This window comes from Flavobacteriales bacterium (genome assembly GCA_016715895.1).
Classification (GTDB): Bacteria; Bacteroidota; Bacteroidia; order Flavobacteriales_F; family PHOS-HE28; genus PHOS-HE28.
The window spans coordinates 416,281-442,659 of sequence record JADJXH010000003.1 but is presented as its reverse complement, the minus strand read 5'-3'; the positions used below and the strand labels follow the sequence as shown (position 1 = coordinate 442,659).

Here is a 26,379-nt window from a genome sequence, read left to right as displayed (position 1 = left end):
AAGTATGTATGGCCATACATATATCAAGAGGGTCCTCCCTTCGCTGTACCACCACCTGATGAACGCCATGCACCAACACCGGTTCCAGTCAGGCGACCTCGAAGCTCCACCCTGAACGATCAAGGGGATCGTCACCCCGCACCATTCCCTTGTGCGCTTGACCGCTCACAGGCCCCCGGCAACACTTCTTCAGGGTCGACCTGCCTCCCTCATCCTCCACGCTCCTTCCTCTTCTCAGGTCGGGACAGAAGAGTGCGAAGAACCCGGTGATAGCGGGCGAACCGCGCCAGGTCGTTGTGATGCCCGGCCGGGAAGACGACCATCTGACGCTCCACGGAGTTGGGAATGGCTGCGTAGAGCTTCAATGCACTGGCAACGGGCACAACCCCGTCCCGTTCGCCATGGAAGATACAGACCGGACAGCGCACCCGCTTGATCGCGACATCGTTGGTGAACCGGTAGTTCAGCAGGAGTCCGTAGGGTAACCAACGGAAATAATTCCGCGCAGGATCGACCAGCCGGGCGAACGGCGACTCCAGCACGAGGGACCTTGGGTTGCGTTGCGCGGCCACAGGCACCGCCGATCCACTGCCCAGCGAACGGCCGTAGACCACGATCCGATCTTCCGGCCATTCGGTGCACAGATGATCGTACCACAGCAAGGCGTCCGCCAGGATGGCGCGTTCGCTCAAGCGGCCCTTGCTCTTCCCGTACCCCCGTGGTTCGGGCATCAACACCGCATGTCCCGAGCGGGTGAACCGGGGCGCCCGTTTGCCCCAGCGCCGCAGTGTGCCCGTGTTGCCGTGGAAATAGAGCACCACGCCCACGGCGTTCTCAGTGGGAAAGTAGAGCCCATGCAGTTCGGCTCCATCGCACCCCGTGATCCATCGTTCCTCAAAGGCATGAGCGAACTGGTATCTGTACCGCTTCGAAAGCGGATGCCGCACGAAGATGAGCCGCTCCTGCAGCAGATAGTACACCAGGCAGAGAGCCGCATAACCCACGGCCACGGCGGACAGCAGCGTCAACCAAGCGAACACCCGGCGAAGTTACCTGCGCCACAGCCCGGGCACCGAAGGTCATTCGGCGGTCGCCAGGGCTTCGCTCTCATACACTTCCCGCGTGCAGCTGTCGCCGTTCTTGAAATAGAACACACCGCCCCACTTGTGAACGATGCGCTTGAACTCGGTGCTGACCCCTTCCCGCTCCAGCCGGATGACGGTCATCACCTTGTTGGGTTCCACGATCAGCTCCTCCTCCCGGACCACCTCGGCCAGGTGCACCGGTTCCTCCGGACGGTCCTCGGAACCCAGTTGGGCTTGGGCGGGTCGCACCGGTGAAGGCTCCTCTCCGGCGACCGGGTTCTGCGTGCGGCGTCCATCCTCCCCTTCCACCACGCGGGCGGCAAGGGCGTTGCGGGTGACCCGGGGCAGTGGAGGTGGCGGCGGTGGCTCTTCCCTGGACATCACGGCAGCGGCCGGCTTCGGCGGCGGAGCGGACCGGGCAGCTGCCGCGGCGGCTTTTCGGTCTTCCTCGGCCTTGCGCGCCTCCGCCGCTTTGCGTTCCGCTTCGGCCTTGCGCTCGGCGGCGGCAAGTCGTTCGGCCTCGGCTTCCTCGGCGGCCTTCCGTTTGGCCTCTTCCTTTTTCGCGGCCTCCGCGGCCTTCTTCGCCTCCGCTTCGGCCTGGGCCTTCGCCTTCGCCGCTTCGGCGGCCTGCTTCTCCTGCTCCCTCGCCTGCTGCTGCTCCTCGGCCTGCTTTTGCTCCACCTGCTCCATCACGGTCTGTAGCTGCGACTGGATGCTCTTGGTGTAGTCCGTGTCATAGTCGAAATCGTCCACGGACGCTTCGTACCGGATCATGCCCACGGGCTGGTTGAAGACCACGATGTTGATGTCGTCGTACTGCTTGAACAGCGATACCGCGAACTCGAATGGGGAGAACCCGTTGGCTGCCGCATCCGCAGGAACCTTGGTGTCGAACACCAACTTCTTGGTGACGAAGCCGTCCTTCTCAAAGCTCAGCACGTAGTTCGCGTTGAGCATCAGGTCCAGGTTGAACTTGCCCAGACCGCTGGTGAGCACCCGGTCCTTCTCTCCGTTCTTGTACACGACCACCTTGGTGTTCTCCAGTCCGCCGCCCTCCACCTTCACCCGACCGGTGATGGTGAACGCCCGCTGCGCGAACGCCATGGACGTCAGGAGAACACCGCAGAGCAGCAGGAGGAGTTTCGATGCGTGGGGCATGCGGATGGACCGGACAGGGAACCCGGTCGCCGCGTGTACGTAAGAGGGCGCACCCAAGTTCCCTGACATGCGCGCACTGTTCAGTCTGTGGTTGCTCTGTACCGCGGTCCTGCTCCAGGGCCGATCGCCCGGCGTCATCCTTCAGGAGCTCAATGCGCTCTATGAAGGGACGGTCCGGTTCAGGCTCGATCAGGAGGACCGCCTTGTGGCCGACCTCTTCGACCGAACCGGGCATTTCCGCCAGGATGTGGTCTACATCGAGTTCCTCGACCCGGACGGGTTCAAATTCTCGGAGGAGGAATCCGCCGTGGTGATGACCTGCGCTTCGGACCATGCCAATTGCATCGAAAAGGAGGTGTTCCGCATGAACGTCATCCGCCACACCGGGCGCAGTGTGTTCCCCGTGGCCGCCGGTGATGCCGACGGCGCCAGGGCGATCGGGCTGCTGGCGGCCCTGGTGAGCGAAGCCCAACAGGAGATCGCCCGGAAGGCGGCCGAAACCCATGCCCGTCCCCAGCGTAAAAGGTGACCACTCAACCGTGACCATGAACCGCATCGTGCTATCCCTCTCCGCTGCGCTCGTCCTGACACAGGCGGCGAACGCGCAGGACCTTGCCTTGGCCGGCGGGTCCGATGCTGCTGCCATCGACGCCCTCTACACCGAAGGCGAACGCGCCTATCAACGCGGAGCCTACGACGAGGCCATCGCCCTGTTCACCAAGGTGCTCGACCAGGACGCCGGGCACCTCAACGCCTACCTCCAGCGCGGCTTCTGCCACTCCCTCACCAAGCGGTACGAGCTGGCGGTGGCCGACTTCAGCGCCGTGATCTCCCGGAAACCGGACCACCTCTGGGCCTACACCAGCCGGGGGAGCGCGTACAACAAACTGCAGCAGTACGACAAGGCGATGCGCGACTTCGACCATGTGATCACCCTGGACCCCAGGAATGAGGAGGCCTTCAACAACAGGGGTTGGGCCAGGAAGGGCTCAGGCGATCCGGCCGGTGCGTGCAAGGATTGGCGAACGAGCCAGCGCATGGGCAATGCCGAGGCCAGGATCATCCTCACCAACAACCGCTGCAAATGAAGCGCCTCTCCACCATCCTCCTCACGCTGGGTATGGCCGTCCGTGCACTTGCCCAGGACATGGACGCCAACGACTGCATCGTGAAGGCCTCCTCCGCATGGGGAAAGCCCTGCGAAAAGTGCGAGTTCTACAAGGAGGGGTACAAGCGCGATTTCAGCGGCACCTACCTCATCGAGCTGCAGAACACCTGCCCACAGCTCGTGGAAGTGAAGGTGGCCATGCAGGAGAAGAACGGGACCTGGCGCACCTTTCCTGTGAAGGCCCTCGCCGCGAACGAGACCATGGCCGCCTTCGCCTGCCAGGGGACCGGCAAATACCTCTACTGGGTGCGGCGCGTGAACGATACCGAGATCGTGCTTCCCAGCGACCAGGAGATCCTGACGGAATACCGCGGTCGCTGACGCGCCGCTGTTCACGCCCCATTGTTGGCATCACATCGGGATCCACCGGGTGGCCCGGTCAGGGGGCCGGTAGCTTCGTGCCGTACCCCATGGCCACCAAGCTGCTGCACATCGACCGCACCGAGACCTCTCCCCAGATCGACATGGACCTGGAGCAGGGCACCATGGAGTTCGTGGGCCGTTCGCTGCCCGCGAACTCCGAACAGTTCTACAGCAGGGTCTACCGCTGGCTGGACGAATACCTCCGTGCGCCACGTGAGGAGACCACGGTGAACATGAAGCTGGACTACCTGGACACCAGCAGCAGCAAACACCTCTACAACATCTTCGACCGCCTCAACGCCGTGAACGAACGGGGCCAGCGCGTGCACGTCAACTGGCACTTCGAGACCGGGGACGAAGAGATGGCCGAGACCGGCAAGGACTACCAGCGCTTCTTCGGCCTCGACTTCCAGTTCATCGAAGTGGAGGAGCTCTTTTGAGGCGCTCCACCGTGCCCAACAAGGGTTCATCCTGCCCGATGGCGTCGCGATAGCGGCGCCCGTCGTACCGTCTGCACAGCTACTGACCCTGTCCCTCGACACCGCGCGTGGGGGGTGTGCGCGGGCACGGTCGCCCGTGGGATGAGCGTGTGCACGGGCACACAGCGCTCCTACAACAACTCGTTCGCCAGGTTGGCCAGTGGACTGCGCTCCCCTTTTTCCAGTGTGATGTGCGCGAACAGGGGGTCGTCCTTCGCCTTGTCGATCAGGTAGCTCAACCCATTGCTCTCGGCGTCCAGGAAGGGCGAATCGATCTGATGGACATCCCCGGTGAAGACGATCTTGGTGCCCTCCCCCGCTCGGCTGATCACGGTCTTCACCTCCAGCGGTGTCAGGTTCTGGGCCTCGTCGACGATGAAGAAAATGTTGCTCAGGCTGCGACCGCGGATGTAGGCCAGCGGCGCGATGGCGATCTTCTCGTTCTCCAGCATCTCATCGATGCGCTTCGGGGTGCTGTCGTGCTTCTCGAACTGCCCCTTGATGAGCTTGAGGTTGTCCCACAAGGGCTGCATATAGGGATCAAGCTTGCTCTGGATATCCCCCGGCAGATAGCCGATGTCCTTGTTGCTGAGCGGCACCACCGGGCGGGTGACATAGATCTGCCTGTACATCCGCCGCTGCTCCAAGGCGCACGCCAGGGCCAGCAGCGTTTTTCCTGTCCCTGCGGCGCCCTGCAAGGTCACCAACTTGATCTCCGGGTCGAGCAGCGCGCTCATGGCCAGCGCCTGTTCGGCGTTCTTGGGGCCGATACCGAAGACGTTCTGCTTCTCCACACGACCCACCATGCCCGTGCGCGGATCGAACTTGGCCAGGATGCTCTTCTTCTTGTGACGGAGGATGAAGAACTGGTTCCCGCGCGGACGCTTGATCCCCAGGTCGTCCACCGGCAGGCTGCCTTGCTCGAACAAGGTGTCGATCAGCCCCTCATTGTAATCGTCCAGCACCGTCCGGCCGGTGTACAGCTTGTGCTGCATGTCCTGCACCTTGCCCGTGAGGTAGTCCTCGGCCACGATGTTCAGGCTCTTGGCCTTCAATCGCAGGGCGATATCCTTGCTCACCAGCACCACCTTGCGGTCCTTGTGCTGTCGCTGAAGGGTCAGTGCCGCATTGATGATCTGATGGTCGTTCTTGCTGTCCTGGAAGACCTTGGTGGCATCGACCCCGTTGAGGTCGTGCTTGGCCACCACCTTGAACTTGCCCTTGGTGGGCCCGTTCAGGGGGATCCAATCCGTCAGCAGGTCGCGCTGGGCGATGCCGTCGAGGTGCCGGATGAACTCCCGCGCCTCATAGTTGATGGTGTCGTTGCCTTTTTTGAAGGTGTCAAGTTCTTCAAGCACTTGGATGGGGACGGCGACATCGTGCTCCTGGAAGCATTCGATGGCCGAGTGGTCGTAGAGGATCACCGAGGTGTCCAGCACGAAGATCTTCCGGTCTTTCTTCTTCATCCGATCAAGGAACGTTGCTGACCAAATGTATCCGCCCCTTGCCCCCCCCGGCCCGGTGCGGTGCGGCGCACTTATCCACGATCGATCGTGTCGGAATACGCGTCACGCGCCGGTTTCCCGCGCCGATCGCAGCCGGCAGGAACGAAGCAGGGGTCGCCCGTTCGGCGACCCCTGCTCACGCGCCCCGTGGACCTTGATCCCCGGTTCACGCCCTCTTCACCTGCGCTTCACACCACCGGGACCGTTCTTGCGATCGGGCTCCCCGGTACTGCTTTGGTCCGCACAAGCGTGGCTGGCCTGCTCATGCCGTCCGGTCCGCACCTCTTACCAGGCTGGCCTTCCGGCCCACGTCCCGAACACGACCTCGGCGCTCGGCTCCAAGGCAGGGGCAAGTTATCCGGGGCCCGTGAGACGAAGGACCGTGGGTTGTCCACGATCCATCCACGATCGCCAACACACTAGCGAGTGATCACGAAGCGGGCCGCCCCCCGCACCGCGCGATCGGTCAGCACCACGGTGTAGACCCCTTCGGCCAGGGAGCCGATGCCCACCCGGGCCTGTCCGGGGTCAACGGCCTCCACCTCAACGGGAACGGCCCGCCCACCCGCATCCAGGATCCGGATCATCGGCTCCCCTGCGAACGACCACGATAGCGTGAGCACGTTCCCTTCCATCCACGACCGAAGGCCGGCCTGGCCTCCATCCGCTTCGGTCACTCCAAGGCACGGGTCCACCACCACGGCCAACACCGCCTCGTCCGCCGGACAGGGCGCCACGGCGTTCACCGTGTAGGTGTACAGACCCACCGGAGAGACACCTGGAACGAAGACCCCACCGAACGGCAGGTTGTTCGGGTCCGTCCACGAGCCCCCTTGGTCAGGACCGTCGGTCAGCAGGCCGAAGAGCGCCGTGGCCGGGTCGTCCGCGCAGAACGTCACCGTTCCACCCGCACCTGCCCACGCGCTGTCCGACACCACCAGCACCAGCGAGGCCGTGTCGTTGGGACATGGTCCCTGGCCATACACCACATACGTCAGGTCGTACGTGCCGGCCGCCTGCGGGGTCTCCACCAGGGGTATCGTCCCATCGAAGAAGAGACCCGTGAGGTCCCCGCCCACCACGAAGGGGAACAGGCTCTGGGCGCCGTCGGCGTTGCACACGGCCGCGCTGGCGTCCTGCCCGGCATTGGCGCCGTCGATGAGCGTGATGCACAGGTCGGTGTCATCCGCCGGGCAACCCACGCTGCAGGCCACCATGTAGGTGTAACAGCCGCCCGGGTCGCTGGCCGAATCGAACACGCCATTGAAGGGGTTCCCGTTCGGACCGGTCCAGGTGCCGCAATTGTCCGGAGAGCCGGTCAGTTCGTTCAGCAAGGTGTACAGCCCTGTGTTCTTGCAGATGAAGATGTTGCCACCCGCACCCGCGTTGTTGCCCACCGAGATGGTGATGTCCTGGACGTTCGGCGCACCCGTGGTCGCCGGTGTGCTCGCCGTGACCCGGAGGCGATAGCCGGTGCCGGGCAGGGTGCCCAGCGGGATGGTGGCCGTGATCGGGACCGGAGTGGTGGAGGCGATGCTGCCCACCGCGACAGGAGCGGCGAAGCTCCCGGACGCATCGCTGAGCTCCGCGGTGAACACGTTGCCGCCCCCCCAGGTACCGGTGGCCGTGTACACCACTTGGACGGTGCCTCCCACGCACACCTGAACAGGGCTCACCGTGGTGGTGGTCAACGCGTTCGGCTGCGCACCCGCCGCGCTCACCTGGATGTTGTCGATACCGAAGCCGGGGTCCTGTCCACCGAACAACGAGGTGCCGTTCACGAAGCGGTAGCCGAACCGCAGCGTGGCCTGGTTGTCGAAGGCCGGCAGCATGATGCTCTGCTGGGTCCACGTCGGTTGGTTGCGATACTGGCTGATGGGCGTGGTGATCAGGTTCCAGCTGCTTCCACCGTTGGTGCTGTAGTACACCTCACCATAGTTCTGGTTGCCCCCATTGCAGAGCCACCAGAACGAGAGCGTCACATCGGTCTGGCCCAGCGTGCTGATGTCCGTGCTCATGCGGGCGAAGTGGTTGCCGGGGTCGGTGCAGAACCCATCGGCGGCGGCGAAGGAGCAACAGGTGATGCCATCGGCCACGGCCTCCGTGCTCGCCGTGTGGAGGTAGTTCCCATTGGCCGGCTGGATCCCCCCGGGCTGGCCCGCAGTGGATGGAATGGTGAAGGTGACCGTGAACCCGCTGCAGTCCACGTCACCATTGCCACCCGCGTAGGTGCTGTTGATGAGCCACGTGTTCGCCCCACCGCTGATGGAGCCGACGTCCGTGGTGTTCAACGTGAAGGTGGGCGCGGTTTCGAAGTTCTCCGTGTAGAGCACGGTCTGGCCTGCGGCGGCGGCCCCCAGCAGGGAGGCGACAAGGGCGATGGCGATGCGCATGGGGTCGGGTGATGGTGCAAAGTAGTGGTTGGCCCCGATCCAGGACACGCCGCGCAGGGTTAACAGTTCCCCAGATCCCGGTTAACTTTCCCGTTCGAGCTTTGCATCCCTGACCCAAACACCCTCACCCATGAGCCACATGACCCAACCGGCACGGATGGCACCGTTGCTGACGGCCTTCCTAGCGGCCGGTGCACTTTCGGCGCAGACCGTCTTCATCAACGAGATCCACTACGACGACGCCAGCGGCGACAGCGGGGAAGGCGTGGAGATCGCCGGCCCGGCCGGCACCGACCTCACCGGATGGACGATCATCCCCTATAATGGCTCGGGCGGCGCCAACTACACCCCCATCGGCACGCTGAGCGGGACGATCCCCGATCTGGGCGGCGGCTATGGCGTGGTCTGGACCCCGATCAGCGGCCTTCAGAACGGCTCGCCCGACGGTGTGGCCCTGGTGAACGGCAGCAGCGTGGTGATCCAGTTCCTGAGCTACGAGGGAAGCTTCACCGCCACCGCCGGCGCGGCCAATGGTCAGACCAGCACGGATATCGGTGTGTCCGAACCCGGTAACGTCGAAGGCCAGTCGCTTCAGCTCACCGGCACAGGCACGGTCTATGGCAACTTCACGTGGGCCGCGCAGGCCACCGCCACCCCCGGCGCCTTCAACAACGGCCAGAGCTTCTCGGTCCCGTCGTGTGGCATCACGATCGGCACGGTTACAGCCACCTGCAACAGCACCAACCCCGGCCCGGGCGACACTTACGACCTCAGCATCGCATACTCCGGCGTTCAGGCCGGCATCACCGTGGTGAACAACAGCGTTACTGGCAGTGTGGGCGGGGACGATCCCGCTGCCGTGTCCAACGGCACCATCGTGGTGAGCGGCATCAGCGACGCGGACGCCTACTCGGTGACCTTCACCGCACCGTGTGATGCGATCACTGTTAGTGGTCCGGCGCCCACCTGCGAACCGCCGCTGGACTACACCGTGCTGCTGATCAATGAGGTGGACTACGACCAGGACGGGACCGACGCCTTGGAATTCGTCGAGATCAAGAACACGGGTGCGGTGGCCCTGGACCTGGCCGGGGTGAAGGTGCAGTTGATCAACGGGTCCAACGGCCTGCCCTACGCCACCTTCACGCTGCCGAGCTTCTCGCTGGCCGCCGGTGACTACTATGTGATCTGTGGCACCGGCAGTGCCGTGGCCAACTGCGACCTCCAGGTGAGCCCGGCCACCAACCTCATTCAGAACGGCGCCCCTGACGGCGTGGCCTTGCTCGATCCGGCGAACACCCTGCTCGATGCCATGACCTATGAGGGCGATATCGTTGGATACACCGAAGGAAGCGGCGTGGGGCTGGAGGACAACCCCGCCCTGATCCCCAGCTACGAGCAGCAGGGCCTGTCCCGCTTCCCGGACGGCGTGGACACCGACCAGAACAATGTGGACTTCAGCCTGCGCTGCGTGACCCCCGGTGAGGCGAACATCGCCACCAACCAGTTCTGCCTCTGCGAGCCCCCCACCTTCACCGTGAACCCGGTGTGCGTGGATGACTTCACGTGGGACATTGTAGTGAACGTGACCGATCTGGGCAGCAGCGCCGCGGTGGACATCTTCAACGACCTCAACTTCGACTTCGAATCGGCCGTCGGCACCGGGGTGTACACCATCGGCACCTTCAACAACCTGGACCTGGTGTCCATCACCGTGACGCACGACACCTACGCCCAATGCAACGTCACCATCGGCAGCATCACCGAGGACTGCACGCCTCCCCCGCCCTGCACGGAGAACGAGATGGAGTTGACGATCAACACGGATACCTATCCGGATGAGATCACCTGGGTGATCCAGGAGGCCGGCGGAGGCCCCACGGTGTGCTCCGGCGGCCCCTACTTCCAGCAGCTCAGCACGATCACCGAGGCCTGCTGCCTGCCCAACGGCTGCTATGAACTGGTGATGTTCGACGGCTTCGGCGACGGCATCGATGCACCCGGCGGTTACATCCTGGCCGACGCAACGGGCCAGCGCGTGCTGGACAGCGATGGCACCTACAACGCCACCGGCTCGGCCAACAACCCCTTCTGCGTGCCGGTGGGCTTCGACCGGCCCATCTTCCAGCAGTGCGACAAGGAGGACTGGCTGCCCAACGACGTGATCGTGGCCACCGAGAACCCGGACGTGAGCGCGGAGTGGACCGTGGGTGACCAGACCGATGACGGCTACCAGTTCTGGTTCTTCGATGCCGATGGAGGCTACAGCCGCCGCATCTTCCGCAACCACGCCACCAGCGGCGGGTTCGGTCCGGCCAACGCCACCCGCGCCTGCCACCTGAAACTGAGCAGCATCGTCACCCTGCCCCTGCCCACCAACCGCCTGCTCAACGTGCGCATCCGCAGCCGTGTGAACGGGGTGGACAACGAGTTCGGTCCCGCCTGCCGGTTCCGCATCCCCAGCCCGGCCATCACCTGCCCGGCCACCAAGCTCATCGACAACCCCAACAACGCCAACTTCTCCTGCGGGGTGACGCGTGAGTTCGGCAGCTCCGACAAGGTGCACTGCTATCCGGTGGCGGGCGCCACGCACTACCGCTTCCGGTTCGAAGCGGACGGCGGCGGCTTCGTGCGCCAGATCACCATCACCAGCACCAACCTGCTGCTGAACTGGGCCACCCTGCCATTGCTGGACGGCGTCACCTATGCGGTGACCGTTCAGGCGAGCTTGGACAATGCGGCCTCCTTCTGCCCGGCCGGTGATGTGTGCGAGGTCACCATCGGCGCCCCGGTGGAGTTCCGCACCGGCACCCTTCTCGAGAGCGGTTCTCCCGCCTTCGCCGTCTTCCCCAACCCGAACGACGGCAACAGCTTGGCGATCCGCCTCAGCGACCTCGGTGCCACCACGACCAACGCCGTGCTTGACGTCATCGACGGGCAGGGCCGCCTGGTGCTGTCCACCGGGCTTGCCGTGCAGGCCGGCCGCGTGGAACGGACCATCGCCATGGACCAGCAGCTGCCCACCGGCCTCTATGTCGTGCGCCTCACGGCGGGTGACCGTGTGCTGACCGAGCGCCTTGTGGTGCGCCGCTGATCGGACCGCTCGGAATGAAGAAGCCCCCTTGGCGTGCCAAGGGGGCTTCTTCGTTGAACGACCGTCCCTTAGCGGACCAGCACGGGGCGGCTGGCGCGCGTGCGGCCTTCAGCGTCGATGAGGCGGAGCACGGCCGGCCCCGGGGCGATCCCGCGCACATCGATCCGTGCGACGGTGCGACCGGCGGGCCAGCCACCGCTCAGGAGCTCGCGACCCAGGGCATCCACCAGCTGCCAGCTTTCACCAGCAGCGATCGCCGTCCACTCCACCACCAGTTCGTCCTCCACCGGTTGCGGATAGACCCGAAGGGCGGTGCCGGCCGCCTCCTCCAAGCCGATGGTGAGCACCTGGATGCTGTCCGACCGCAGCTCGCAGTTGTTCGCGAAACCGCCCACCACGTAGTACAGTCCATTGGTCGTCGGCGCCCAGGTCTGCCCCGTGGCCCCACTGATCGGGCTGCCGTCGAGGAACCACTGGTAGTCGTTCGCGACGGTGCTGCTCAGCACGGCCCCGTCAAAGCTGATGCTGGGCGGGTCCATCGGGCAGCGGTCCACGATCTTGCGCACCTGGCCATTGCTCGTGTTGCCCGCGTAGAGTTCGCCGACCACATCCTCGGCGATCACCACGTAGCCCTGGGTGCCACTGGCCAGGCCCAGTTCATCCACCCAACCTCCCTGGCCGTCGGGGGTCAGCATCCAGAACTCGCCGGCACAATAGTCCGTGTAGATGTGCCGGCCCACCAGGCGGGGATACGTGGTGCCGCGGTACACCCGGCCACCGATGGCGCTGCACCAAGTGCCGCCCGTGGCGATGTTCTCATGCACGCTCACCGGGAACTCATAGGTGGACATGCCCTGGCATCCGCCCGTATTGAAGGGCGAGTCGCCCTCGTAGCAGCGCCAGCCGAAGTTGGGGCCGCTGTTGTCACCCGCGGGCCAGAAGTCGAGCTCCTCCCAGGCATTCTGGCCTACGTCCCCGATCCACAGGTCGCCCGTGAGCCGGTCGAAGCCGAAGCGGTACGGGTTGCGCAGCCCGCTCGCCCAGATCTCGGGCAGCGTATCGTTGTTGAGGCCCGCCCACGGGTTGTCCGGAGGAACCGTCCAAGTGGTGTCCGGATCGCTGACGTCGATGCGGATGATATCGCCCAGCGGATCGCTCAGGTCCTGCGCATTGTTCAGCGGGTCGCCCCCGTCGCCTCCATCGCCGAAGGTGACGTACAGCATCCCATCCGGCCCGAAGTCCAGATCACCGCCGTTGTGGTTGCTGAAGGGCTGGGGCCATTCGTACAGCACCTCTTCGCTGGCCGTGTCGGCGGAATCCGGGTCGTTGCTCACCCGCCACCGGCTGATGCGGCTGATGCCATTCCCCGTGCCGGCCGTGTAGTGCACATAGAAGAAGCCGTTGTTGGCGTGATCCGGGTCGAAGGCCAGGCCCAGCAGCCCCTGCTCACCGGCCTGGTCGTTCACCGCGGTAGTGATGTTCAGGAAGGGCTGCGACACCACCGTCATGCTGTCGCTGATGATGGTGATGAGCCCCTGGCGGCGCACCGCGAACAGGCGGCTGTCACCGGCGTGGGCCAGGTCCACCACCTGACTGAGGCCATTGGCCCAGGGCACAAGTTGCAGTTCGACCGGGTTCTGGGCCCCGATGGGCAGGCAGGCCAGCAGCAGCGCGCCGGCCAGGAGGGATCGTTGGTCCATTCGTTCGCGTTCGGTTTGCCGCCAAGGTACTGGCCCACGCTGACGACCGTTGATGCGATCCGACGGAACCACCTTGGGCTCCCACGGACGGCGCCTCGCGACCCGGCGTCTACTTTTGCCGCCCCATGGGCCTTCACGAGGAGATCGAACGCCGGCGCACCTTCGCCATCATCAGCCACCCCGACGCCGGGAAGACCACCCTGACGGAGAAGTTCCTGCTCTATGGCGGCGCGATCCAGACCGCCGGGGCGGTGAAGAACAACAAGATCCGCAAGGGCGCCGCAAGCGACTTTATGGAGATCGAGCGCCAGCGCGGCATCAGCGTCAGCACTTCGGTGATGACCTTCCACTATGCCGGCAAGCTGGTGAACCTGCTGGACACCCCCGGCCACAAGGACTTCGCCGAGGACACCTACCGCACCCTGACCGCCGTGGACAGTGTGATCCTGGTGGTGGACTGCGTGAAGGGCGTGGAGGAACAGACCCGGCGGCTGATGGAGGTGTGCCGCATGCGCCACACCCCCGTGATGGTCTTCATCAACAAGCTCGACCTGGAGGGCCGCGACCCCTTCGACCTGCTGGACGAGCTGGAGCGGGAGCTGCGCATCAAGGTGACCCCGCTGAGCTGGCCCATCGGCATCGGCCACACCTTCCAGGGGGTCTACGACCTGTACGACAAGGACCTGCGGCTCTTCGAGGAGGTGAAGACCAAGGTGGAGGGCGCTGCGGTGCACATCGACGACCTGGCCGATCCGCGGCTGGACACCCAGCTCGGCGCCGATGCCGCCGGCCAGCTGCGGCAGGACGTGGAGCTCGTGGAGGGTGTATACGGTGCGCTGGACCTCGATGACTACCTCGCCGGGCGGCGGGCACCGGTGTTCTTCGGCAGCGCGTTCAACAACTTCGGGGTGAAGGAGGTGCTGGACACCTTCGTGCGCATCGCGCCGCCGCCACAGCCCCGCCCCACCGACCAAGGGGAGGTCTCCCCGGAGGACAAGGCCTTCAGCGGGTTCGTGTTCAAGATCCACGCGAACCTCGACCCCAACCACCGCGACCGCATCGCCTTCCTCCGGGTATGCAGCGGACGCTTCCAGCGCAACACCTACTACCACCATGTGCGGCTGGAGAAGCAGTTGCGCTTCGCCACGCCCACCAACTTCCTCGCCGCGCAGAAGACCATCGTGGACGAGGCCTGGCCCGGTGATGTGATCGGCCTGTTCGACACGGGCAATTTCAAGATCGGCGACACGCTCACCGACGGTGCGCGCTTCCATTTCCGCGGCATCCCCGCCTTCTCACCCGAGCTGTTCCGCGAGCTGGTGAACATGGACCCCATGAAGAGCAAGCAGCTGGAGAAGGGCATCCGCCAGCTCACCGATGAAGGGGTGGCCCAGCTCTTCGTGCAACAGCCCGGCAACAAGAAGATCGTGGGCTGCGTGGGCGACCTGCAGTTCGAGGTGATCGCCTACCGGTTGGAGCACGAATACGGCGCGAAGTGCGCGTTCCAGTCCATCCAGGCGCACAAGGCCTGCTGGCTCACGGCCACCGACCCTGAGGCGCTGGACCGCTTCATCCGGGTGAAGGCCCAGCAGGTGGTGCAGGACAAGGACGGCAACCCGGTCTTCATGGCACCCACGGCCTACATCCTGGACCTGGAGCGGCGCGAGAACCCGGCCATCACCTTCCACACCACCAGCGAGTTCAAGACGGCCGTGGCCTCCTGAAATGAGGAAGGCCGCCCTCAGGCGGCCTTCACGGGTCCGGGTCGATCGCTCACTTGGCGGCCTCGTGCCACACCTTGAGCTGCTCTTCCGTGAGCACCGCGTTCAGGCGGGTCTCCACCATCTCGTCCATCACCTTGTACTGGCCGGGCATGTCGCCCTCCACCACCTCGGCGGGCTGCCCCTCGAAGCGCTGGCGCAGCGCGTCGCGGTACCGCTCCACCTCCAGGTAGGCGTCCAGCACCTGGGCGCGCTGGGCCTCCGACAGGTTCACCGTGCGATGCACCAGCTCGGTGCGCTCCTCGGCCTTGGCCTTTATCTGCGGGGTGTCCGCGACCTTCACCTGGCGCTCCTGGGCGGAGGCCAGCACAGCGAACGCGGCGAACGAAAGGGTAAGGATGCTCCTGCGCATGTCCTGGGGATTGTGAGGTTCAAAGATAGCTCAACCCCATGGACGCACGGAAGCCCCGAACGTTGCCTTGCCCACAGCCCCGCGGGGGATCCTTTTCCCCGGCCCGCTGTTTGTTGATCGGGTGTTAACACCCGGTCCCCGCCCCTGGGGCCCGGCTAGTTTTGCCCCATGCGCATCCCCACCGCACTGCTGCTCACCACCCTGCCCCTGGCCGGCCTGCTGGCCCAGGAACAGCGCCGACTGGAGTTCCGCATCACCGGCGCCGAGAAGGACACGGTCTTCCTGGCGAACTACTACGGCAACAAGCTCTACTACGCCGACACCGCCGTGGCCGACGCCAAAGGTGCCGTCCTCTTCAACCGCCCCGAGGGCTACAAGGCCGGCGTGTATGCCGTGGTGGTCAAGGGCCCCAAGTACTTCGAGTTCATTGTGAACGAACCGGAGGTGCGCATGCGCACTTCCGCTGCCGACCTGATGGGCGCCATGGCCGTGGACAAGAGCCAGGAGAACGGCCTCTTCTTCGGCTACATCCGCTTCCTGAACGGCCGCAAGCAACAGGGCGACAGCCTGCGCACCCTGCTGAACGACGCCACGGACCCGCTCCGCCGCAGCGTGCTGAAGGGGCGCCTGGAGGAACTGGACAAGGAGGTGCGCGCCTACCAGGCCGACCTGGTGGCCAAGGCCCCGGGCTCGCTGGTGGCCGCCATCGTTCGGATGAGCATGCCCGTGGACCTGGAGAAGCCCAAACTGCCCGACGGCCGGGTGGACAGCATCGCCGCCTACTACCAGTACCGTGAGCACTACTGGGACCACGTGGACCTGAAGGACCCGCGCATCATCCACACCCCGGTCTTCCAGAACAAGTTCGATGAGTACATCGGTGCGGTGGTGCCCCAGATCCCGGACACCATCATCAAGCTCGCCGACGACCTCATCGGCCGCCTGGGCCCGAGCGAGGACCTCTTCCGCTTCGTGGTGCACGGCATCACCTACAAGTACGAGACCAGCGACATCATGGGCATGGACGCCGTGTTCGTGCACATGGCGCTGACCTACTACTGCCCCAAGGCGGGCGGCAACAGCAAGGCCTTCTGGATGAGCGAGGAGAAGCTCAAGAAGCTCTGCGAACGCGCCCAGAAGCAGGCCCCCCTGGTCATCGGCGCCAGATCCAGCGAGATCATCCTGCCCGACACCACCGAGCAGGTGTGGAAGAGCCTGCACAAGCTGCCCAACGACTATGTGCTGCTGGTGTTCTGGGACCCCCACTGCGGCCACTGCAAGAAGGAGCTGCCGGTGATCTATACCAGCTACCGCGACACCCTGCGCCCCATGGGCATCGAGGTGTACAGCGTCGCCAAGGCCACGGACCAGAAGCTGTTCGACGACTGGAAGGCCTTCATCCGCGAGCACAAGATGGACTGGGTGAACGTGGGCCTCACCCACACCGTGTACGAGGAGGCCAAGAAGGACCCCTACAAGTACATCCCCAAGCTCACCACCCTGCAGAGCCTCAACTACGCCGACACCTACGACGTGTACGCCACCCCCAAGTTCTTCCTCATCGGTCCAGACCGGAAGATCGTGGGCAAGCAGCTCAACCCCACCCAGGTGGCCGACCTGGTGAAACGGCTGCGCGAACGGGACAAGGCGGCGGCGAAGCCCTAGGGGCGTTCAACCGGCATCAGGGGAGCGGATCGGGGCGTGTGGTCATCTCGCCAGATGACCCTGTGCGCATGGGGCCATGTGGTCATGTGACCATGTGTTCGTTCGCTCATCCCGATGAGGTGGTACAGGTCGTTGCCATGTGCTCATGTGAGCATGTGCTCAGGTGACCAGGTGTTCGTGTGCGCATCCCGCAGGGCGGGACAGGTCGTGACGATGAGCGCCCTGTCCGGGGAACAGGAGATCGTTCAAGCGCGGATCAATCGCGCTCGGTCTCGTTGGCCCAGATCATCTCGGTGATGCTCTGGCCGTTCTTGAAGTAGAAGGTGCCCCACTTGGCGATCACCTTGCTGTACTCGTCCGCCTTGTTGCCGTTCACCACCACGCGGCGGATGATCACCTTGTTGCCTTCGGTGTAGCTCTCCTCGGTGACGCCCGGGGGGTACTCGGTGGCCAGCTTGCTTCGGTTGTAATCGGCGAAGTCCTTGGGCTGATTCAGGGGCGTGCGCGCCAGTTGTTCCTGCGCGGCGAGCCGCTGATCGGTGGCGCGCTGGCTGAGCTGCTGCCCCACGCGGGCCTGCACGTCCTTGGTCTCCTGCACCTGGTCGCGCTGGCCGCGGGCCAGCTCGGCGCCGCGTTCCTGCAGGGCCACCTGACGGTCCATCTGCGCCGTCACCTCATCGCGTGCGCGCTGGTTGCGGTCCAGCCCCATGCGGGCGTCCTGTTCCAGGCCGGCCTGCCATTGCTCCACCGCACTGCGCTGGGCCGCCACCTGCCCGGCATGGGCCTCATCCCGCCGGCGCGCGGCCTCTGCCTGTTGCTCCCGAGTGGCGTCCACCGTGCCCTGCGCACCTTCACGCGCCTGTGCCGAACGCTCCTGACGCGCCCGTTCCGCCTCGGCCAGGGACTCCTGATAGGCACGCATCTGCTCGGCGTAGGCCTTGCGCTGCTCCTCGCTGCCCTGGTACAACTGCTGGTCGTTCTCCTCGATGCGTTGCTTGTACGTCACGCCATCCTGCCGGCGCGTGTACGCCTCGTTCTGGTTGGCCAGCTCCTCGTCCGTGAGGTCGCGGCGCAGCTTCTTGATGCGCTCGTACTTCTCGGCCTCTTCACGCAACCGGGCCTCGCGCATGAACTCCTCGGCCTCCTGCTCCTTGCGCATGTCGATCGTGGTGCTGCTGCGCTTGGGCGGTGGCGGTGATTCCTCCTTCACCACGGGCTGAGCGGCCAGCTCGGCCTCGCGGCGGCGGCGCTCCTCCTCGGCCACCAAGCGGTCGATCTCGGCGATGCGGTCGCTGGGATAGGTCTCCGATGGCTTGATGTCCAGGGCCTGGGCGTACAGCCCGCGGGCCTCGGGCCAGCTCTTGGCCCCGAACGCCAGGTCGGCCTCGGTGATGGCCTTGCGGTAGCGCTCCTCCAGCAGGCGTGCCGATTCGCCCTTCATGCGCTCGGCCTCGGCGGCCAGGCGCGCGGCCTCGGCGGCCTCCGCTTCCCGGCGTCGGCGCTCCTCCTCGGCCCGGCGCTGCTCCTCGGCCAGCCGCTCCGCCTCGCTCAAGGCGGCGGCCCGCTTCGCCAGCTCGCTCTCGATCAACGCCAGCCGGTCCTTCGGATACTGCTCGTCGGGCTTCACCGTCAGGGCCTCGGTGTATTTGTCGCGGGCCCGGTCGAACTGCTCGCCATCGAAGGCCAGGTCGGCCGCGGCGATCAGCTCACGGTATTGACGCTCCAGCGCCTCGGCCCCCGCTTTGCGACGGGCCTCTTCGGCCGCGGCGGCATCGGCGGCGGCCTTGTCGCGGGCGGCCTGTTCGGCCGCGAGGCGGGCGGCCTCATCCCTGGCCGCCAGGTCCGCCAGGATCCGGTCGATCTCCGCCAGCTTGTCCTTGGGGTATTGCTCGTCCGGCTTCACCCCCAGCGCATCGGTGTAGGCCAGGCGCGCATCGTCGTACTTGCTGAGGCTGAAGGCCTTGTCCGCCTTGGCCAGAAAACCCTGGTAGCGCGCGTCCAGTTCGGCCTTCTCCCGGGCGAGGCGCTCCTGCTCGGCCTTGGCCTGCGCGGCGGCGTCCAACCGCTGCTCGATGTCGGCGATCCGGCTTTTCGGATGCTCCTCCGTGGGCTTCAGGATCAGCGCGTCCTTGTAGTCGTTCAGCGCGGCGGCCCACTGCTCGGCGGCATAGGCCTTGTCCGCCTTGCCGATCAGCTCGGCGTAGCGCGCGTCGAGCTCCTGCCGCTTGCGCTCCTCCTCGGCCTTCCGCGCCAGTTCGGCCAGGATGCCGTCGATCTCGGCGATCTTGTCCTTCGGATAGCGCTCGTCCGGCTTCAGGTTGGCCGCTTCGATGAACTTGGCCTTGGCCTGGTCGTACTCCTTCTTGCCGAAGAGGGCGTCGGCCAGCGCCACCACATCGGCGTAGCGGGCCTCGAGCTCCTTCCGCTTGCGCTCCTCCTCGGCCTTCGCCGCCAGCTCGGCGATGCGCTTGTCGATGGCCGCCAGCTGGTCTTTGGGATACTTCTCCGCGGGCTTGAGCGTGAGCGCCTCGGTGTACTTCGCCTTCGCTTCGTCGAACCCATCCTTCTGGAAGGCCGCGTCGGCGGCAGCGATGACGGCCTGGTATTGCTCGTTCAGCTCGCGCTGCTTGCGTTCCTCCTCCGCCTTGGCGGCCAGCTCGGCCAGCTTCTTGTCGATCGCGGCCAGCTGGTCCTTCGGATACTTCTCCGCCGGCTTCAGGCCGAGGGCCTCGTTGTACTTGTCCTTGGCGCCTTCGTAGTCCGCCCCCTTGAAGGCGGCGTCGCCGGCGGCGATGGCGGCGTCGTACTGGGCCTGAAGCTCCTTCGCCTTCCGCTCCTCCTCCGCCTTCTTGGCCAGCTCGGCCAGCTTGGCCTCGATGGCCGCCAGCTGGTCCTTGGGATATTTCTCCTCCGGCTTCAGGGTGGAGGCTTCCGTGTACTTGCCCTTGGCCTGGTCGTAGTTCGCCGCCTTGAAGGCCGCATCAGCCGCGGCGATGAGGGCGGTGTACTGGGCCTCCAGCTCCTTGCGCTTCCGCTCCTCCTCCTCCTTCTTGGCCAGTTCGGCCAGCTTGGCATCGATGGCCAGCAGCTGGTCCTTGGGGTACTTCTCGTCGGGCTTCAGGCCGGCCGCCTCGGTGTATGGGGCCTTGGCCTGCTCGAACCTGCCGCCCTTGAAGGCCTCATCGCCCGCCTTGATGGCCGCGTCGTACCTGGCCTGGAGCTCCTTCGCTTTCCGCTCCTCCTCGGCCTTCTTGGCCAGGTCGGCCAGCAGCGTGTCGATCTCCTTCAGCTTCTGCTTCGGATACGCCTCCTGCTCCTTCACGTCGAGCGCGGCGTTGTACTTCACCTTGGCGTTCTCATAGTCCTTCTTGCCGAACAGGGCATCGGCCTCCTTGATCAGTGCCGCATACTGCTCGTCGCGCTTTTTCTGGCCCTCCAGCTCGTCGAGCTTCATCCGCGCATCGCTCAGCTTGGCCGTGGCGATGGGGTCGCCGGCCTTGATCGCCAGCGCGCCGGTGAACGATTCCACGGCCTTCTTATAATCCGCCGCGCCCATGGCCGCTTCGCCCTGCTGCATCAGCTTGGCGAATTCGGCGTCAGCCCCGGCCTCGCGCCGCTTCTTGTCCTCGTACTCCTTCATCAACCGCGCGATCTCGCTGCGGATCTGCTCGGTGTACTGCAGGTCCCAGGTGACCTCGCTGCTCGTGGGGTCGAACTTGGCCTTGCCGATCGGCTGGTTGAGCACCGTGAAGTCGATGCCCGGCAGCTCCTGGAACAAGGTCATCTCGATGTTCATCCCGTGGCCGCCCACCCGCTCCTCCTCCGGGATGTTCCGCGTGTCGATCGTGATGTTCTTGCTCACGATGCCCGTCTTGGAGTAGACGATCTTGTAGTCCGCCCCGTAGTCCAGGTTGAACTCGTACTTGCCGCTGGCGTTGGTGGTGGTCTCGGTGAGCTTCGCGCCGTTCTTGAAGACGCTCACGACCACGCCGTCCATCTTCTTGGCACTGGTGTAGTCCTTCACCGTGCCGTAGACGTACACGTTGTCCACCTGGGCCAGGGCGCCGCCCGCCGTCACCAGCAGGGTGAGGAGCAGGCCGAGCAGCCTACCTTGCCATCGGGTTCCGAGAGGGATTCGCATGCGCTGCGGATGTCCTGAACGACCCCGCAAAGTACGACATCCCGGGCGCTGCGGCCGTCCGCCCCCGCCCCCAGCCCATCCACGATCGGCCGTGCACAGCATCTGGGAACAACGCAGTTTCGGGCAGCCGGTGGACCTGATGGTGGTGGGTGCCGGCCTCGTGGGCCTCTGGGCCGCCGTGCACGCCCGCCGCCGCTGGCCCCAGCGCCGCGTGCTGGTGGTGGAACGCGGCCCCCACCCCTCCGGCGCCAGCGTGCGCAACGCCGGCTTCGCCTGCTTCGGCAGCCCCAGCGAGCTGCTCGCCGACCTGGACGCCGAGGGCCCCGACGCCACCCTGGCCCGCGTGGCCGAACGGTGGCAGGGTCTGCTGGAGCTGCGGAAGGAACTGGGGGATGAGGCCATCGGCTATGAGCCCACCGGCGGCCATGAGGTGTACGCCGCGGACGACCCGCTGTACACCCGCGTGGCCGACGGGTTCGATCGGCTCAACGACCTGCTCGGCCCCATCACCGGTCCGGGCACCTTCCACTGGCTGCCCGACGGCGCCGACCGCTTCGGCCTGGCCTCCGGCACCCGCGTGGCCCGCACCGACCGCGAAGGGCCGGTGGACAGCGGCCGGCTGATGCAGTCCCTGCTGCAGCTGGCCCGGCAGTACGGTGTGGAGGTCCGCTGGGACCTGCCCGTGGAGCGGCTGGAACCCACGGCGCACGGGGTGGACCTGGTGACGGCCCACGGCCCCGCCCTGCGTGCGCGCCAGGTGCTGGTGGCCACCAACGGCTACGCCCGCCAGTTGCTGCCCGAGGTGGACGTGCAGCCCGCGCGCGGCCAGGTGCTGCTCACCGCGCCCATCCCCGGCCTGCGGCTGCAGGGCACCTTCCACGCCCACGAGGGCTACTACTACTTCCGCGACCTGGACGGCGCCGTGCTGCTGGGCGGGGCGCGCCACCTGGACAAGGCCGGGGAGACCACCTGGGACGAAGGCACCAGCCCCCACCTGCAGGCCGCGCTGGAGGACTTCCTGCACCGGCACATCCTGCCCGGCCGGCGACCCGTCATCGCCCACCGCTGGAGCGGGGTGATGGGCTTCCGCGCGCAGGGCAAAACGCCGGTGGTGGCCCCCGTGCGGCCGGGCGTGGTGGCCGCCGTCGGCCTCAGCGGCATGGGCGTGGCCATCGGCATCCGCGTGGCCCGGCAGGCGGTGGAACTGCTGAAGGGGTGAACAACCAGATCATCCCCCGCTCCACCGCCCTCCACGACCCCGCCGACTTCAGCGTGAGCGAGCAGAACGGCGGGTTGCCCCTGTGGTGGGCCGACCGCTCGGAGAACACCTACCGCGCCGAGGACCGCCAGGGCAACACCCTGTTCACCGCCGTCAGCGCGCGGCTGATGCAGCCCCTGCCGCCCATCACCGGCACACAGGTCTTCGACCGCAACGGCGTGCCCATGTACAGCAACGGCTGGCTGGTGGGCGCCCTGTGGAACGGGGCCACCTTGAGCGCCCAGGTGCCCGGTGAACCGCACCTCCACTACCTGTTCACCATCGCCCAGGACGGCAAGCCCTACGCGCACCTCATCGACCTCTCCAGCACGGGCCACGGCTCGCAGGGCGAGGTGGTGAAAGCCAACATCCCCCTGGACGGCGGCGGCCCCCTCACCTACCAGCGCGGCATGGCCGTGGTGGACGACCGCAGCGGCTACGGCCCCACCACCCTCTTTTTGCTGGGCCACAGCGGCACCCAGGCCCAGCTGCGCGCCCTGTCGGTGGCCGCCTTCCATGCCGACAACAACACCCCCGACTGGCACACCCTGGAGACCGTGACGGCCACCCCCGCCATCCTCAAGGGGCGCCTGCAGCCCAGCCCCGATGGCCAGCGCCTGGCCTACGCCCGCACCTTCGGCACCGGCATGGGCCTGCTGCAGTGGGGCGGCAACGAACTGCGCGTGGTGCGGCTGGACCCCGGCCGCCTGGCCCTCAGCGGGGCGCCCCTCACGGTCGCCGGCCCCACGGGCCGCATCACCGGCTTGGACTTCAGCCCGGCGGCGGACTACCTTTACTTCACCGTGAGCGGGTTGAGCTACCCCACCACCCAGCGCCTCTGCCGCCTGCCCCTGGCCGGCGGCGCCATCGCCCCAATGGCCTGGCACGTGACCGATGTGCGGCGCAACGCCCAGCAGGGCGGCACCCACATGCTGTGCACCACCACCACCGGCCTGCGCCGCATTGCCCAGCCGGACGATGCCAGCCCCACCCAGACCACCCATGCCCTGCCCGGCATCCAGCCCGCCCTGGCCCTGCAACCGGTGCTGATCGGCCCGGACCGCAGCACCAGCACCCGCCACCTGGGCCGCCGCCGCTACGAGCTCACCGACCACCTGGGCAACGTGCGCGCCGTGGTGGGCGACCGCAAGCTCAGCGACTTCAGCCTCGACATCAACACGCCGGTCCTGGTGCCCACCAGCTTCAGCGCGGAAGTGCTGTCCTACGCGGACTATGATCCCTTCGGGAGTTTGCTCGATGAGCGGCATGCGTTGGCGTACCGGTTCGGGTTCCAGGGACAGGAACAGGATGATGAGATACACGATGATCCGGGGACGAGCTATGCGTTCGAGTATCGAATGCATGACGCAAGGGTGGGGAGGTTCTGGAGCGTTGATCCGCTGGCGGCGAAGTATCCGTGGAATTCTCCGTATGCGTTCAGTGAGAACAGGGTGATTGACGGGGTCGAACTAGAAGGTCTGGAGTATGCCTCATTCAACATTCACATTGACAAGGATCAGAAGGTGACAAAGATTGAAGTCACCACGGACTATGAACTGAAGAAGAACGGTAGTCAGGGTCCAGGTGTCCAGTATCGAATACTAGGGCACAATGGCTTCCCGATGGAAGTCAGATTCGTGAAGAACCTTCATGGCATTTACCAAGGCGGTGATAATCCTCAGTTGCCTAGAGTTGGAGGCGATTATCGCCAGCTATACGACAACTACGACCTAGAGCCGATCGACGAGACCGATGCGAATGCTAAGCAGCACGACATTGACTATGACAAAGACAGGCTTGCGGGATTCAAGGGCATTATGGACGAGAGGAGCACACAGGCAAATCGAGATTACAATAGTCGAACTGCGGCGACCATCGCCAAATATGAGAAAGGCGAAAACGACTCTGTAACTGGACGACCTGTAACCAAAGAGACAAAGGAGGCTGCTGAATTCGGAAAGAAGTGGTTCAATGCGGCAGAGAACATCAAACGAGACATGAAGCCGGAGAACAGGGCGAAAATGATTCAGTATGGGCCTAAGCTGTAACACATGCCTCTCCCTTCTGTTCGTCTGCTCGATGTTCTCATGCATGAGCGGGGGTACTCATGGTTCCATAAGCGAATACTGCTATGGCGTCAAGCACTCAGACTTACGCCACGCTGTGGATCAGATCCTCGACTCCAATCGTTCAGTTCTTCAAAGGGGTGACACGGTAAGAACTACCCTGATCTACCGGAATGAAGGTAAATCGGACACAGTCGTAAGAGAACATCCCAATAGCCAGGCGTATGTTGACATACGGATTACTCACGAGGCGGCGGCCTATGAGTATCGAATCCAGTATGCCGGTTCGGAACTTGCCTGGGATACTTCAGCGACTGCTTGCCTTTCTATTGCCTATGCCTTCGACGAAGAAGGCCGCGGGGGGAGTGCGGGCGATGCCGGAGTGAATTGGAGCACGCCATTATTAAGGGAGAAATTGCTTGCAGTGTTTGAGAAGGAGTTCATCCATAGGCTTGATAGTTCATTGAGAGTTACCCCTAAATAGCGCGAGCGTCCCCCCCAAAACGAACACCCCCCCGCACAATCCCACTCATCCATGCACCCCAGGCGTGCCGAAGATGGGACAGGGGGGTGTTCGTGGGAACATGATGGCTGAGCATCCCTTCTGGTCGAGGAGCCGGATGGTCGATGTGCCTCACGCGCAGAACTGCATTGCCGGGTGAATCATGGACCGATGCGCCTTGCGGCCTGGCCAAGGCGTTCACGTGGCACATTGCCGCCACACGGCGCTGGGAGGCGTTCAGCCCGGCGGCCAACTACCTTTACTTCACCGTGAGCGGGTTGAGCTACCCCACCACCCAGCGCCTCTGCCGCCTGCCCCTCGCCGGCGGCGCCATCGCCCCAATGGCCTGGAACGTCACCGATGTGCGGCGCAACGCCCAGCAGGGCGGCACCGACATGCTGTGCACCACCACCACCGGCCTGCGCCGCATCGCCCAGCCGGACGATGCCAGCCCCACGCAGACCACCCATGCCCTGCCCGGCATCCAGCCCGCCCTGGCCCTGCAACCGGTGCTGATCGGCCCGGACCGCAGCACCAGCACCCGCCACCTGGGCCGCCGCCGCTACGAGCTCACCGACCACCTGGGCAACGTGCGCGCCGTGGTGGGCGACCGCAAGCTCAGCGACTTCAGCCTCGACATCAACACACCGGTCCTGGTACCCACCAGCTTCAAGGCAGATGTGCTGTCCTACGCGGACTATGATGCCTTTGGGAGCTTGCTCGATGAGCGGCATGCGTTCGCGTACCGGTTCGGGTTCCAAGGACAGGAACAGGATGATGAGATACACGATGATCCGGGGACGAGCTATGCGTTCGAGTATCGAATGCATGACGCAAGGGTGGGGAGGTTCTGGAACCTTGACCCACTTGCCGGACGGTTCCCGCACAATTCGCCGTATGCGTTCAGTGAGAATAAAGTTATTGATCATAAGGAACTGGAAGGGTTGGAAGGGATACCAGCTGGAAAGGATCAGGTGACTGGATACTTTATTTCACCAAACGATTCGAACTCCGATTTGGGACAATGGGACACACAAGTGATTTATCCTCAGGGTCCAGCCGATCCTCCGCAAGCAGATCCAATGATGCGGTTAATAATCGAAACAGTCCTACCATTTTCGGAAATCAATCAATTGATCACCGGTGAGGATGATAACGGTCATGAAGCAAGCCGTACGGCAGCGGCAGGCTGGCTGATCCTGGCTTCATTCCCGGTCAGCGGTTGGCCAAACCGGTGGTGAGATTAACCCGAAGTGCAGGCCAGGGATTGGCAGCAGTTGGATTCAGAAGTACCAAACTCTTGAACAAACACTACGCCGACCACGCTAGTAAGTTCAATGGCCTGTTCAAGAACGCGACAGAATATGAACAAGCTGCAAAAGATTTTTTTGCATCTTCCGGTGATAACGTGTTTGAATACACCCGCACTCAAGGCGAATTCGCCGGTGATTTGGTCAAATACGATATGAATAAGAATCTCTTTGGCGTTGCCGACAAAGATGGTGTGATAAAGACATTCTACAAGCCAAAGGATGGCTCGAAGTATTTTGAGGAGCAGTTGGTAAAGGATTTTCCAACGACACAATAAGATTGACGATGAGGAAATACACCAATGAAGAACTGTTGTGCACCGCACAATCCCACTCATCCATGCACCCCAGGCGTGCCG

The 26,379-nt window shown here is 64.7% G+C and carries 19 protein-coding genes; 12 read left to right on the top strand and 7 right to left on the bottom strand.

What is annotated here, in order from left to right; translation table 11 throughout:
• Positions 1-209: 209 nt before the first annotated feature.
• Positions 210-1,040 (bottom strand): alpha/beta hydrolase, encoded by an 831-nt coding sequence (locus IPM49_02110; protein ID MBK9273319.1) that lies wholly within the window; start codon positions 1,038-1,040, stop codon positions 210-212.
• Between the two features lie 39 nt (positions 1,041-1,079).
• Positions 1,080-2,243, bottom strand: coding sequence for a carboxypeptidase regulatory-like domain-containing protein (locus IPM49_02105; GenBank protein ID MBK9273318.1), 1,164 nt, complete (start codon positions 2,241-2,243; stop codon positions 1,080-1,082).
• Positions 2,244-2,310: 67 nt separating this feature from the next.
• Here IPM49_02105 and IPM49_02100 point away from each other — a divergent pair, with 67 nt between their 5' ends.
• The 4 genes from IPM49_02100 to IPM49_02085 all read left to right on the top strand — a co-directional run bounded on the left by IPM49_02100 (position 2,311) and on the right by IPM49_02085 (position 4,214).
• The gene (locus IPM49_02100; GenBank protein ID MBK9273317.1) at positions 2,311-2,772 is read left to right on the top strand and encodes a hypothetical protein; all 462 of its coding nucleotides are present in this window, start codon (positions 2,311-2,313) and stop codon (positions 2,770-2,772) included.
• 16 nt (positions 2,773-2,788) lie between these two features.
• Entirely contained in the window at positions 2,789-3,331 is a 543-nt protein-coding gene (locus IPM49_02095; GenBank protein ID MBK9273316.1) for a tetratricopeptide repeat protein, read from the top strand.
• Positions 3,328-3,732 (top strand): hypothetical protein, encoded by a 405-nt coding sequence (locus IPM49_02090; GenBank protein ID MBK9273315.1) that lies wholly within the window; start codon positions 3,328-3,330, stop codon positions 3,730-3,732. The genes IPM49_02095 and IPM49_02090 overlap by 4 nt, the downstream gene beginning before the upstream one ends.
• An 89-nt stretch (positions 3,733-3,821) precedes the next feature.
• Positions 3,822-4,214 carry a DUF1987 domain-containing protein gene (locus IPM49_02085; GenBank protein ID MBK9273314.1) on the top strand — a complete coding sequence of 131 codons (393 nt, stop codon included), beginning with the start codon at positions 3,822-3,824 and terminating at the stop codon, positions 4,212-4,214.
• A gap of 170 nt (positions 4,215-4,384) precedes the next feature.
• Here the strand turns inward: IPM49_02085 and IPM49_02080 are convergent, their stop codons facing one another.
• Positions 4,385-5,719, bottom strand: coding sequence for a PhoH family protein (locus IPM49_02080; GenBank protein MBK9273313.1), 1,335 nt, complete (start codon positions 5,717-5,719; stop codon positions 4,385-4,387).
• A gap of 458 nt (positions 5,720-6,177) precedes the next feature.
• The gene (locus IPM49_02075; protein MBK9273312.1) at positions 6,178-8,151 is read right to left on the bottom strand and encodes a choice-of-anchor J domain-containing protein; all 1,974 of its coding nucleotides are present in this window, start codon (positions 8,149-8,151) and stop codon (positions 6,178-6,180) included.
• A 130-nt stretch (positions 8,152-8,281) separates the two neighbouring features.
• Here IPM49_02075 and IPM49_02070 point away from each other — a divergent pair, with 130 nt between their 5' ends.
• Complete coding sequence (locus IPM49_02070; protein ID MBK9273311.1) at positions 8,282-11,245, top strand: lamin tail domain-containing protein; 2,964 nt, start codon at positions 8,282-8,284, stop codon at positions 11,243-11,245.
• Positions 11,246-11,313: 68 nt separating this feature from the next.
• On the opposite strand, the gene IPM49_02065 is transcribed toward IPM49_02070, so the two are convergent.
• On the bottom strand, positions 11,314-12,945 hold the full coding sequence (locus IPM49_02065) for a PQQ-dependent sugar dehydrogenase (GenBank protein MBK9273310.1): 1,632 nt from the start codon (positions 12,943-12,945) through the stop codon (positions 11,314-11,316).
• Positions 12,946-13,070: 125 nt separating this feature from the next.
• Between IPM49_02065 and IPM49_02060 the strand changes: the two genes are divergently transcribed.
• Complete coding sequence (locus tag IPM49_02060) at positions 13,071-14,669, top strand: peptide chain release factor 3 (GenBank protein MBK9273309.1); 1,599 nt, start codon at positions 13,071-13,073, stop codon at positions 14,667-14,669.
• A gap of 49 nt (positions 14,670-14,718) precedes the next feature.
• Here IPM49_02060 and IPM49_02055 read toward each other — a convergent pair whose 3' ends face one another.
• Positions 14,719-15,078, bottom strand: a complete 360-nt coding sequence (locus IPM49_02055) for a hypothetical protein (GenBank protein MBK9273308.1) — start codon at positions 15,076-15,078, stop codon at positions 14,719-14,721.
• Positions 15,079-15,246: 168 nt separating this feature from the next.
• Between IPM49_02055 and IPM49_02050 the strand changes: the two genes are divergently transcribed.
• Positions 15,247-16,743, top strand: coding sequence for a DUF5106 domain-containing protein (locus tag IPM49_02050; GenBank protein ID MBK9273307.1), 1,497 nt, complete (start codon positions 15,247-15,249; stop codon positions 16,741-16,743).
• Between the two features lie 256 nt (positions 16,744-16,999).
• Here the strand turns inward: IPM49_02050 and IPM49_02045 are convergent, their stop codons facing one another.
• Positions 17,000-20,884: a hypothetical protein gene (locus IPM49_02045; protein MBK9273306.1), complete on the bottom strand. Its 3,885-nt coding sequence runs from the start codon at positions 20,882-20,884 to the stop codon at positions 17,000-17,002.
• Between the two features lie 91 nt (positions 20,885-20,975).
• Here IPM49_02045 and IPM49_02040 point away from each other — a divergent pair, with 91 nt between their 5' ends.
• From IPM49_02040 to IPM49_02020, 5 genes are all read left to right on the top strand, one after another.
• Complete coding sequence (locus IPM49_02040; GenBank protein MBK9273305.1) at positions 20,976-22,103, top strand: FAD-binding oxidoreductase; 1,128 nt, start codon at positions 20,976-20,978, stop codon at positions 22,101-22,103.
• Entirely contained in the window at positions 22,100-24,190 is a 2,091-nt protein-coding gene (locus IPM49_02035) for a hypothetical protein (GenBank protein MBK9273304.1), read from the top strand. Before IPM49_02040 ends, IPM49_02035 begins: the two co-directional genes overlap by 4 nt.
• Positions 24,191-24,305: 115 nt before the next feature.
• Positions 24,306-24,692 carry a hypothetical protein gene (locus tag IPM49_02030; protein ID MBK9273303.1) on the top strand — a complete coding sequence of 129 codons (387 nt, stop codon included), beginning with the start codon at positions 24,306-24,308 and terminating at the stop codon, positions 24,690-24,692.
• A gap of 287 nt (positions 24,693-24,979) precedes the next feature.
• Entirely contained in the window at positions 24,980-25,951 is a 972-nt protein-coding gene (locus tag IPM49_02025; GenBank protein MBK9273302.1) for a hypothetical protein, read from the top strand.
• 59 nt (positions 25,952-26,010) lie between these two features.
• On the top strand, positions 26,011-26,298 hold the full coding sequence (locus tag IPM49_02020) for a hypothetical protein (protein ID MBK9273301.1): 288 nt from the start codon (positions 26,011-26,013) through the stop codon (positions 26,296-26,298).
• Positions 26,299-26,379 lie beyond the last annotated feature (81 nt).

What these genes read in the sequence shown, in the direction of transcription:
- IPM49_02105 (MBK9273318.1), bottom strand. Translation starts at nt 2,243, where the DNA reads ATGCCCCACGCATCGAAACTCCTCCTGCTGCTCTGCGGTGTTCTCCTG.
- IPM49_02100 (MBK9273317.1), top strand. Translation starts at nt 2,311, where the DNA reads ATGCGCGCACTGTTCAGTCTGTGGTTGCTCTGTACCGCGGTCCTGCTC.
- IPM49_02095 (MBK9273316.1), top strand. Translation starts at nt 2,789, where the DNA reads ATGAACCGCATCGTGCTATCCCTCTCCGCTGCGCTCGTCCTGACACAG.
- IPM49_02090 (MBK9273315.1), top strand. Translation starts at nt 3,328, where the DNA reads ATGAAGCGCCTCTCCACCATCCTCCTCACGCTGGGTATGGCCGTCCGT.
- IPM49_02085 (MBK9273314.1), top strand. Translation starts at nt 3,822, where the DNA reads ATGGCCACCAAGCTGCTGCACATCGACCGCACCGAGACCTCTCCCCAG.
- IPM49_02080 (MBK9273313.1), bottom strand. Translation starts at nt 5,719, where the DNA reads ATGAAGAAGAAAGACCGGAAGATCTTCGTGCTGGACACCTCGGTGATC.
- IPM49_02075 (MBK9273312.1), bottom strand. Translation starts at nt 8,151, where the DNA reads ATGCGCATCGCCATCGCCCTTGTCGCCTCCCTGCTGGGGGCCGCCGCC.
- IPM49_02070 (MBK9273311.1), top strand. Translation starts at nt 8,282, where the DNA reads ATGAGCCACATGACCCAACCGGCACGGATGGCACCGTTGCTGACGGCC.
- IPM49_02065 (MBK9273310.1), bottom strand. Translation starts at nt 12,945, where the DNA reads ATGGACCAACGATCCCTCCTGGCCGGCGCGCTGCTGCTGGCCTGCCTG.
- IPM49_02060 (MBK9273309.1), top strand. Translation starts at nt 13,071, where the DNA reads ATGGGCCTTCACGAGGAGATCGAACGCCGGCGCACCTTCGCCATCATC.
- IPM49_02055 (MBK9273308.1), bottom strand. Translation starts at nt 15,078, where the DNA reads ATGCGCAGGAGCATCCTTACCCTTTCGTTCGCCGCGTTCGCTGTGCTG.
- IPM49_02050 (MBK9273307.1), top strand. Translation starts at nt 15,247, where the DNA reads ATGCGCATCCCCACCGCACTGCTGCTCACCACCCTGCCCCTGGCCGGC.
- IPM49_02045 (MBK9273306.1), bottom strand. Translation starts at nt 20,884, where the DNA reads ATGCGAATCCCTCTCGGAACCCGATGGCAAGGTAGGCTGCTCGGCCTG.